At 71.4% G+C, this 8166-nt stretch carries 9 protein-coding genes; 4 read left to right on the top strand and 5 right to left on the bottom strand.

Features of this window, described 5'->3' with window-relative positions; genetic code table 11:
• Positions 1 to 38: 38 nt before the first annotated feature.
• Positions 39 to 320 (top strand): hypothetical protein, encoded by a 282-nt coding sequence (locus ACK4YQ_RS07090; RefSeq protein WP_409609762.1) that lies wholly within the window; start codon positions 39 to 41, stop codon positions 318 to 320.
• An 88-nt stretch (positions 321 to 408) separates the two neighbouring features.
• Positions 409 to 918, top strand: a complete 510-nt coding sequence (locus tag ACK4YQ_RS07085; RefSeq protein ID WP_409609760.1) for a DUF805 domain-containing protein — start codon at positions 409 to 411, stop codon at positions 916 to 918.
• On the opposite strand, the gene ACK4YQ_RS07080 is transcribed toward ACK4YQ_RS07085, so the two are convergent.
• On the bottom strand, positions 915 to 3344 hold the full coding sequence (locus ACK4YQ_RS07080; protein ID WP_409609758.1) for an ATP-binding protein: 2430 nt from the start codon (positions 3342 to 3344) through the stop codon (positions 915 to 917). The genes ACK4YQ_RS07085 and ACK4YQ_RS07080 overlap by 4 nt on opposite strands.
• Before the next feature lie 104 nt (positions 3345 to 3448).
• Positions 3449 to 3721, bottom strand: coding sequence for a GNAT family N-acetyltransferase (locus ACK4YQ_RS07075; protein ID WP_409609756.1), 273 nt, complete (start codon positions 3719 to 3721; stop codon positions 3449 to 3451).
• An 80-nt stretch (positions 3722 to 3801) separates the two neighbouring features.
• Between ACK4YQ_RS07075 and ACK4YQ_RS07070 the strand changes: the two genes are divergently transcribed.
• Positions 3802 to 4395, top strand: coding sequence for a DUF3617 domain-containing protein (locus ACK4YQ_RS07070; protein ID WP_409609754.1), 594 nt, complete (start codon positions 3802 to 3804; stop codon positions 4393 to 4395).
• 2 nt (positions 4396 to 4397) lie between these two features.
• Here ACK4YQ_RS07070 and ACK4YQ_RS07065 read toward each other — a convergent pair whose 3' ends face one another.
• Together ACK4YQ_RS07065 and mnmA are read right to left on the bottom strand one after the other, a co-directional pair.
• Complete coding sequence (locus ACK4YQ_RS07065; RefSeq protein WP_409609752.1) at positions 4398 to 5588, bottom strand: acetyl-CoA C-acyltransferase; 1191 nt, start codon at positions 5586 to 5588, stop codon at positions 4398 to 4400.
• A gap of 61 nt (positions 5589 to 5649) precedes the next feature.
• The gene (mnmA, locus tag ACK4YQ_RS07060) at positions 5650 to 6825 is read right to left on the bottom strand and encodes a tRNA 2-thiouridine(34) synthase MnmA (RefSeq protein ID WP_409609750.1); all 1176 of its coding nucleotides are present in this window, start codon (positions 6823 to 6825) and stop codon (positions 5650 to 5652) included.
• A gap of 214 nt (positions 6826 to 7039) precedes the next feature.
• On the opposite strand from mnmA, the gene ACK4YQ_RS07055 reads away from it, so the two are divergent.
• A complete protein-coding gene (locus ACK4YQ_RS07055; protein ID WP_409609748.1) occupies positions 7040 to 7237 on the top strand; it encodes a hypothetical protein in 198 nt (65 codons plus the stop codon).
• Here ACK4YQ_RS07055 and ACK4YQ_RS07050 read toward each other — a convergent pair.
• On the bottom strand, positions 7231 to 8160 hold the full coding sequence (locus ACK4YQ_RS07050; RefSeq protein ID WP_409609746.1) for a flagellin: 930 nt from the start codon (positions 8158 to 8160) through the stop codon (positions 7231 to 7233). The genes ACK4YQ_RS07055 and ACK4YQ_RS07050 overlap by 7 nt on opposite strands.
• Positions 8161 to 8166: the final 6 nt, after the last annotated feature.

Raw genomic sequence — 8166 nt, 5'->3', positions numbered from 1 at the left:
CATCGGGGAGTCCGCCCGCCAACAGAACGGAGGGCGCCATGACGCCGTCTCTGAGCGTAGTGGGAGACAAGGCCGCCGAGGACCGGCCGACGAGCGTGGCCGAAAAGGTGCGCCGGCTGCAGGACGAGGCGCGGGGCTTGGCGCGCGAGCACGTGGGCGAGCTGCAGCGCCTGCTGGTGGCCGTACAGCGGGTGAGCCTGGACGTGGCGGACGGCGGCGAAGCCTATCCGGCGGGGGTTCGCGAACTCTCCCGCCGGCTGGCCGAGGAGACCGACGGGCGCCTGCAGACCCTGGAAGCCATCCTCTCGCGGCAGTCCTGAGGCCACGCCCCCCTTAGGTCGGCGCCGGTCGTCGCCAGCCGCGCCCGGTTGGGCTAGGCTTCACGCCGAAACGGCTGGGGAGCCCTCGATGGACTGGAAAACCCTCTTTCTGAGCGCCGACGGGCGCATCGGACGCAAGGAGTTCTGGATCGGATTTGCGATCCTGTTCGCCGCCAGCGTGGTCCTGAACATGCTGCCGGTCATCGGCCAGATCATCGGGCTGCTCCTGATCTGGCCGCAGGTCTGCATCACCGCCAAGCGGCTGCACGACATGGGGCGTACGGGCTGGCTGATGCTCGTCCCGGTCGCCGTCGCCATCGTCTGCAGCTTGATCGCTTCGCTCACCGTCGGCGCAAGCCTCTTCAGCGCCGCGATTCTCGGTTCCTCCGGCGCCGACATGGCCGCGGCAGGGTCCGCCCTGGCCGGTGTCGGCGCCGCCTCGGCGGTGATGGGCGTGGCGCTGCTGGTGTACCTGGCGTTCCTGCTCTGGATCGGCCTCACGCCCAGCCAGGAAGGCATGAACCGCTTCGACCCCGCCACCGACTCTGACCCGTCCGCCCCGAAGGACCTCGACCAGCCGCCGATCGTAGAGCGCTAGCCGGCGGCGATCGCCGACGTGGCGGCGGCGTTGAGCGCCGCTTCCAGGGCCGCAAACAGGCGCGCCGCCTCCATCGGCTTGGGGATCACGTCGTCCATGTCGCGCAGGTACTCGGCGACCTGATGGCTCATGGTGTTGGCGGTGAGCGCAAGGATCGGCGTGCGGGCGCGGCCCAGCGCGGTCTCCTCGGCGCGGATGGCGCGCGCGGCGGTGGGGCCGTCCATCACCGGCATCTGCACGTCCATCAGGATCAGGTCGAACTCGCCGTCCCGCCAGGCCGCCACCGCCTGGGCGCCGTCCGCCACCAGCACCGGCTCGATGCCGGCCTGGTTAAGCAGGGTCTTGAGGACCAGCCGATTGACCGAGTTGTCCTCGGCCGCCAGGACGCGCAGGGCCGAAGGCGGCGCGGCCGGCGCGCGCGCCTCATGCTCTGCGGCGACGTTGGCCGGCTGGGCCGCCCGCGCCAGGGGCAGACGCACCGTGAAGGTGGAGCCGCGCCCCTCGACGCTCTCGGCGCTGATCGTGCCGCCCATCAGGCCGGCGAGCTCGCGGCAGATCGCCAGGCCCAGGCCCGTGCCGCCGAAACGGCGGGTGGTGGAGGCGTCGGCCTGTTCGAACTTCTCGAAGAGCCTGGCCAGGGTTTCGGGTGGGATGCCGACGCCGGTGTCGCTGACGCTGAGCGCCAGGCCGCCGGCCTCCTCGGCCAGGCGAACCCTGACCGCGCCCGCCTGGGTGAACTTCAGGGCGTTGGACAGCAGGTTGTAGAGGATCTGCCGCAGGCGCGTGGAATCCCCGCGCCAGCCGCCGCGGGCCGCCGGCTCCACCGTCAGCTCGAAGATCAGGTCCTTCGAATCCGCCAGGGCGGCGAAGGCGGCGTGCGCGCCCCGCGCCAGGGATTCGAGGTCGAAGTCGGCGACCTCCAACTCCAGCTTGCCGGCCTCGATTTTCGACAGGTCGAGGACATCGTTGAGGATCGCCAGGAGGGTCTCGCCGGACTGGCGGATCACGTCCAGCTGTTCGCGCTGGGCCGGCGCGAGGTCGCTCTGGGCCAGCACCTGGGCCATGCCCAGGACGCCGTTGAGCGGCGTGCGGATCTCGTGGCTCATCGTGGCCAGGAAGGCGCTCTTGGCGCGGTTCGCCTGCTCGGCTTCCTCCTTGGCCTGCAGCAGGGCCGCCTCCGCCTGCTTGCGGGCGGTGATGTTCTGCATGGCGCCGACCAGGCGCAGGGGCTGGCCGTCCTGGTCACGCACCAGCTTCAGGGCGCAGGCCGCCCAGAGCTCGGCGCCGTCCTCGCGGACGAGGCGGTATTCGGGGACATAGGGCTCGTCGGCGAGAACCGCCTTGCGCCATCGGGCGGCGATGGCCGGACGGTCGCGCGGGTCGATCATGTCGTCCGACCGCTCGGCGAGCTCTTCGAACGTCACTGGGCGGTCCAGCATGGTCATGGGCGCGCCGGCGGTCTCGACGGTGCGGCGCTGGTAGTCGAGCTCCCAGACGTGCAGGTCGGCGATCTGGGCGGCGAGCTGCATGCGCTGTTCGGAGCGCTCCAGCTGCTCGAGGGTGGCGACCATGTCGGTGATGTCCACGGCCGCCGAGATCAGCCCGGCGATCTGGCCCCGCTCGTCGCGCCAGGGGATAAGCTCGGCCCGCCACCAGGTCGGCCGGCCGTCGCGATTGGCGCCGCGCACGCGTTCTGCGCTGACCTTCTCGCCCGCAAGGCAGCGCTCGTAGGTGGCCCTGTGCTTCTCGAAGTAGCGCGGCGCGATGTCGTAGACGCTGCGGCCGCGAAGGTCCTGGCCGGCGAAGCCGCTCTCCACCAGCCAGGTCTGGCTGTAGTGCAGAAGCCGCATCTCACGGTCGACCATGATGATCTGGATGGGCGCCAGTTCCACCAGGGAGGCCAGGGCGCTCTGGGTCGTCTGCAGCCGGCGCTCGCCCTGGGCCAGGGCCTCCTGGGCTCGGGCGCGCTCGAACTCGTCGGCCAGCATGTCGGCCAGGCGCTGCAGGTTCTGCAGCAGCCGCTCGTCGCGGGGGCGCACACGCCCGGACTCGACCACCGACAGGGAGCCCAGGACCCGCCCGTCGGGCAGGCGCACCGGCGCGCCGGCGAAGAAGCGGAAGGCCCGCTCGCCGCCGACCAGGGGATGAGGCGCGGTGACCGGGTCCTGGCTGAGGTCCTCGATCCAGATCGCCTGTCCCGTCGAGATCACCCGTTCGCTGGCCGGGTCGTGCTGGTGCTTGCCGGCGTCGCGGCCGATCGAGCGGACGATCCGCCCGTCGCGGACCATGACGAGGGCGACCCGCACCTCGCCGAACAGCGCCCGGGCGATTTCCATCGCCCGCTCGAACACCGGCTCTTCTCCGGTCAGGCCGAACGGCAGGGCGGCGGGGTCTGCGGCTTGGGCGTTCGGGTCTGGCGCGGTCATGTCGGCTTCTTCCGGTTATGGGTGAAGCCTAGTTTCCTCGCCTGAGCAAAGCGTTAGTGTCGGCGCATGCGACGTCTCGCCGCAGGCGGCGGCCGGCCGCGGCGTCAGCCGACGAGGTCGCGGAACTCCGGACTGCGCCGCAGCCAGGCGGCCGCATAGCCGCAGATCGGGGTGATCCGAAGGCCCCGCGTGCGCGCCTCGGCGGCCACGGCGGCCATCAGCCGTCCCGACGCGCCGGTTCCGCGCAGGGGCGGCGGCGCCTCCACGTGGTCGATGAACAGCCGGCCCTCCGCCAGCCGATAGTCGGCCCAGGAGGTCATCCCCTGCTCGTCCATCTCGAAGCGGCCCTCGGCCGCGTTGTCGCGCAGATCGCTCATGAGCTTGCGAACCCCTCGCCCGGCCGGGCGTTCCCGGCTAGCTTCAACATAAAGCTGGTGTCGGATTGAAAGGTCGCAAGATGCGGTGGATGCAAGGCGTGGCGGTGCTGTCGGTTTCGGTCCTGGCCCTGGCGGCCTGCGGCAAGAAGGAGACGGCCACGGCGCCCGAGGCCGGGACCCCCGCCGCGAAGGACGGCGGCCAGGCCGCCGCGCCCGCGGATCTGGCGAACGTCAAGCGCAAGCCGGGCCTGTGGTCGATCTCCACCACCTCGGCCGGCATGACCCAGACCATGCGGCTGTGCACCGACGCGGCCACCGAGGAGAAGTTCGCCGTCTGGGGCGGCCAGGCCACCCGCGACATGTGCGCCAAGCAGGACATGACCCGGGCGGCCGACGGCTCGATCCGCTTCACCTCGGTGTGCGACATGGGCTCGGGCGGCAAGACCACCACCGAGGGGGTGATCCGGGGCGACTTCTCCTCCAAGTACTCGATCTCGGCCAAGACGATGACCGAGGGGGCCGGCGCGCCGCAGATGAACGGTGAGCACGACATGACCATGGAGGCGACCTGGCTCGGCCCCTGCCCGGCCGACTTCAAGGCCGGCGACATGGAGCTGGCCGGCGGCTATCGGTTCAACATGATGGACGCCGGCGCCATGAGCGCCGGCAAATAGGCTCAGACCAGCTCCACGGCCATGGCGGTGGCCTCGCCGCCGCCGATGCACAGGCTGGCCACGCCCTTCCTGCCGCCGCTGTGCTGCAGGGCGGCGAGGAGCGTGGCCAGGATCCGCGCGCCGGACGCGCCGATCGGATGTCCGAGGGCGCAGGCGCCGCCGTTCACGTTGAGCTTCTCACGCGGGATGGAGAGCTCCTTCTCGGCGATCATGGCGACCACGGCGAAGGCTTCGTTCACCTCGAACAGGTCGACCTCGGCGACGCTCCAGCCGGCCCGGGCCAGGGCCTTCTGCATGGCCGGCACCGGGGCGGTGGTGAACAGGCCCGGCTCGTGCGCATGGGCGGCGTGACCGGCGACGCGGGCGATAACGGTCATGCCCAGCCGCTCGGCGACCGAGGCGCGGGTCATCACCAGGGCCGCCGCGCCGTCGCTGATCGAACTGGCGTTGGCCGCGGTGATCGCGCCGTCCTTGGCGAAGGCCGGCCTGAGGGTGGGGATCTTGGCGGGATCGGCTTTCAGCGGCTGCTCGTCGGCGGCGACCGTCTCCACGCCCTTGCGGGTGGCGACCTCAACCGGAACGATCTCGCGGGCGAAGGCGCCGCTTTCGACGGCCTTGCGCGCCCGCGTCAGGCTGGTGATGGCGTAGTCGTCCATCGCCTCGCGGGTGAACTGGTAGGCCCGGGCGGTCTCCTCGGCGAAGGAGCCCATCAGCCGGCCCGGCTCGTAGGCGTCCTCCAGGCCGTCCAGGTACATGTGGTCGAAGGCGGTGTCGTGGCCGATGCGCGCGCCGGCGCGGTGTTTGGCCAGGAGGTAGGGGGCGCCGGACATGCTCTCCATGCCGCCGGCGACCACCACATCGACACTGCCGGCGGCCAGGGCGTCGTGGGCCAGGATCGCCGCCTGCATGCCCGAGCCGCACATCTTGTTGACGGTGGTCGCCTGCACCGACTTGGGCAGGCCCGCGCCGAGGGCGGCCTGGCGCGCCGGCGCCTGGCCGAGGCCGGCCGGCAGGACGCAGCCCATCAGGATCTGTTCGACGGCTTCCGGCGCGACGCCGGCGCGCTCCACCGCGGCGCGGACGGCGGCGGCGCCCAGGTCGGTGGCCTTGACGGTGGAAAGCGCGCCCTGGAAGCCGCCCATGGGGGTGCGGGCGTAGGCGGCGATGACGACGGGATCGGAGGTCTGGGTCATGGCGACCAGATGACTCCGCGCCAGCGGCGACGCAAGGCGCCGCCGCGTGATCGCCGCCGCTTCAGAGGGCGCGGCGGGTGGAGGCGATGAAGCCGCCGCCGAGCACCCGGGTCGGCGCCTCGGGGGCGTAGAGCACGCAGGCCTGGCCGGGGGCGACGCCCTCCTCCGGCGCGTCGAACACCACGCCGGGCTCGCCGTCGACCAGGGCCAGGCGGCCGGGGGCGGGCTCGCGGGTCGAGCGCACGCGGGCCAGCACCGGCCGGCCGGCCGCCCCGGCGATGTCGGCGCCCTCGCCCAGCCAGTTGGTCTCCTTGAGCGCCAGGGCCTGCGTCAGCAGGGCCTCGCGCGGACCGACGACCACCTGGCGGCGGTCCGCGTCGATGCGCACGACGAACAGCGGATCGCCGACGGCGACGTTGAGCCCTCGCCGCTGGCCGATCGTGTAGCGCGTCACCCCCTCGTGGCGGCCGAGCACCCGGCCGTCCATGTGCACGATGTCGCCAGGCTCGGCGCCTTGCGGGCGCAGGCGGTCGATGACGGTGGTGTAGCGGCCCTCGGGCACGAAGCAGATGTCCTGGCTGTCCGGCTTGTCGGCCACCGACAGGCCGAGGGCCGCCGCCGCGCGGCGCACCTCGGCCTTGGGCAGGCCGCCCAGGGGAAAGCGCAGATAGTCCAGCTGCTCGGCCGTGGTGGCGAACAGGAAATAGCTCTGGTCCCGCGCCGGGTCGGCCGCGCGGTGCAGCTCGGCCCCCGCGGGCCCCGCCGCGCGGCGGACGTAGTGGCCGGTGGCCATGGCCGCGGCGCCGAGGTCGCGGGCGACGTCGAGCAGGTCGCGGAACTTGACCGTCTGGTTGCAGCGCACGCAGGGGATGGGCGTCTCGCCGCGCAGGTAGGCGTCGGCGAAGTCCTCGATCACCTGCTCGCGGAAGCGGCTTTCGTAGTCGAGGACGTAGTGCGGGATGCCGATGGCGTCGGCGGCGGTGCGCGCGTCGTGGATGTCCTGGCCGGCGCAGCAGGCGCCCTTCTTCTGGATCGCCGCCCCGTGATCGTAGAGCTGCAGGGTGACGCCGACCACGTCGTAGCCCGCCCGGGCGAGCAGGGCCGCGGTGACGGTGGAATCCACCCCGCCGGACATGGCCGCCACCACCCGCGCGCCGAGGGGCAGGCCGACCGCGTCGCGCGCGGCGGCCAGGACGCCGTCCGGGAGGCTGTCGGCCTTGAGCAGGGTCTTGGTCATGGGCGCTATTTAGCGTCTCGACGCGCCGGTTGCGAGGACCCGGCGGCGCCGGGCCGCCGGCGAGGTCTCTGCAGGAACTGGAGGGCCGTCGCAAAAGCGTGATTCCCCCCTTGGGGGAAAAGGCATAAGGTTCGAGGGCTGCCCGGGCAGACGTCCTGGGCGCCGGACAGCAAAGTCACTCTTTCTCCCGCCTTGGACGTACGGGAGAGCGTCAATGAAGGCGTACCGGCTTTACCTGCTCAACAGCGACGACCGCATCACCGATGCGGTGGAAGGCGTTTTCGCCAGCGACGCCGAAGCGCTGGCCAAGGCTCAGGCGAGCTGCAAGGACCACCACGCGATCGAGGTCTGGAGCGGCGCACGCCTGGTCGGCCGGCTGGGCGAAGAGTTCCAGCTTCGCCGCCGCTACTGAAGCAGGTTCAGAAGACTGCTTTCCTTCAGGGTCGTGAACACCTGAGCCGCGGCCTGCACGGAGAGCTGGGCCTGTTCCAGGCGCGTGACCGCCTCGGCCATGTCGGCGTCGGTGATCTCGCCGATCATCGTGTTCAGGCTGTCCTTGCGGTTGGTCAGGTCGGTCTTCACGCCCTCCACCCGGCTCTGGGCCATGCCGTTGCGGGCCGCGCGGTCGACGGTGTCGCTGTGCAGCCCGTCCCAGTCGTCGAGGATGCCCTCCAGGAACAGGCGCTGGTTCTCGGTCAGATTGCCGCCGAAGGGGCCGTCGGCGCCTTCGTTGAACGACTGGATGGCCTGGTAGGCGGTCAGGATGTCCGTGCCGAGGTCGTCGGCGAGCAGGCCGGTGGACACGGTCGTGGCGTCGTCCACCTTGGCCTTGGTGACGAAGTCGTCGTTGTGGAAGAAGTCGGCGATGACCGCCGGCGGGGTCGTCAGGTCCGACAGCACCTGGGCCGACACCGGCTCGGTGTCGATCTGGCCGCCGGCGAACAGGTACTTGCCGCCGTAGCGGGTGTTCATCGCCTGGACGCCGTTGCGGAAGTTGGCCTCCAGCTCGAGCATCAGGGTGTCGGCGCGGCCGCTGGCCAGGGCCGAGGCGATGGCTTCGCGGGTGCTCTGTACGGACTCGGCGAGCTGGTCGAGGGCGAAGTCCTGGGTCTCCAGCTTGTCGGCGATCAGCCGGTTCTGCTCCAGATAGCCGCTGACGCGGGACTCGATGGACTTCATCGCCGTCAGGATCTCTGCCGAGCGCGAATATTCCTTCAGGCTGGTGCCGTTCTTCTGGGTTGAGACGGTGATGCCGGCGTCGATCTGGCGCTGCTGGGCCGCCATCAGGTTGGCGAGCACGGCGCTGTAGTTGCCGACGGTCGAAACGCGGGTCATGGGTCG

The organism is Phenylobacterium sp. (assembly GCF_046291545.1).
In the GTDB taxonomy this organism is placed as follows: domain Bacteria; phylum Pseudomonadota; class Alphaproteobacteria; order Caulobacterales; family Caulobacteraceae; genus Phenylobacterium.
Note: the sequence above shows the minus strand (reverse complement) of the source record. Positions and strands in the feature narration are given on the sequence as shown.

Excerpts from the sequence above, each read along its gene's own strand:
- ACK4YQ_RS07050 (WP_409609746.1), bottom strand. The coding sequence starts at position 8,160 with ATGACCCGCGTTTCGACCGTCGGCAACTACAGCGCCGTGCTCGCCAAC.
- ACK4YQ_RS07080 (WP_409609758.1), bottom strand. The coding sequence starts at position 3,344 with ATGACCGCGCCAGACCCGAACGCCCAAGCCGCAGACCCCGCCGCCCTG.
- ACK4YQ_RS07055 (WP_409609748.1), top strand. The coding sequence starts at position 7,040 with ATGAAGGCGTACCGGCTTTACCTGCTCAACAGCGACGACCGCATCACC.
- ACK4YQ_RS07075 (WP_409609756.1), bottom strand. The coding sequence starts at position 3,721 with ATGAGCGATCTGCGCGACAACGCGGCCGAGGGCCGCTTCGAGATGGAC.
- ACK4YQ_RS07070 (WP_409609754.1), top strand. The coding sequence starts at position 3,802 with ATGCGGTGGATGCAAGGCGTGGCGGTGCTGTCGGTTTCGGTCCTGGCC.
- mnmA (WP_409609750.1), bottom strand. The coding sequence starts at position 6,825 with ATGACCAAGACCCTGCTCAAGGCCGACAGCCTCCCGGACGGCGTCCTG.
- ACK4YQ_RS07090 (WP_409609762.1), top strand. The coding sequence starts at position 39 with ATGACGCCGTCTCTGAGCGTAGTGGGAGACAAGGCCGCCGAGGACCGG.
- ACK4YQ_RS07065 (WP_409609752.1), bottom strand. The coding sequence starts at position 5,588 with ATGACCCAGACCTCCGATCCCGTCGTCATCGCCGCCTACGCCCGCACC.
- ACK4YQ_RS07085 (WP_409609760.1), top strand. The coding sequence starts at position 409 with ATGGACTGGAAAACCCTCTTTCTGAGCGCCGACGGGCGCATCGGACGC.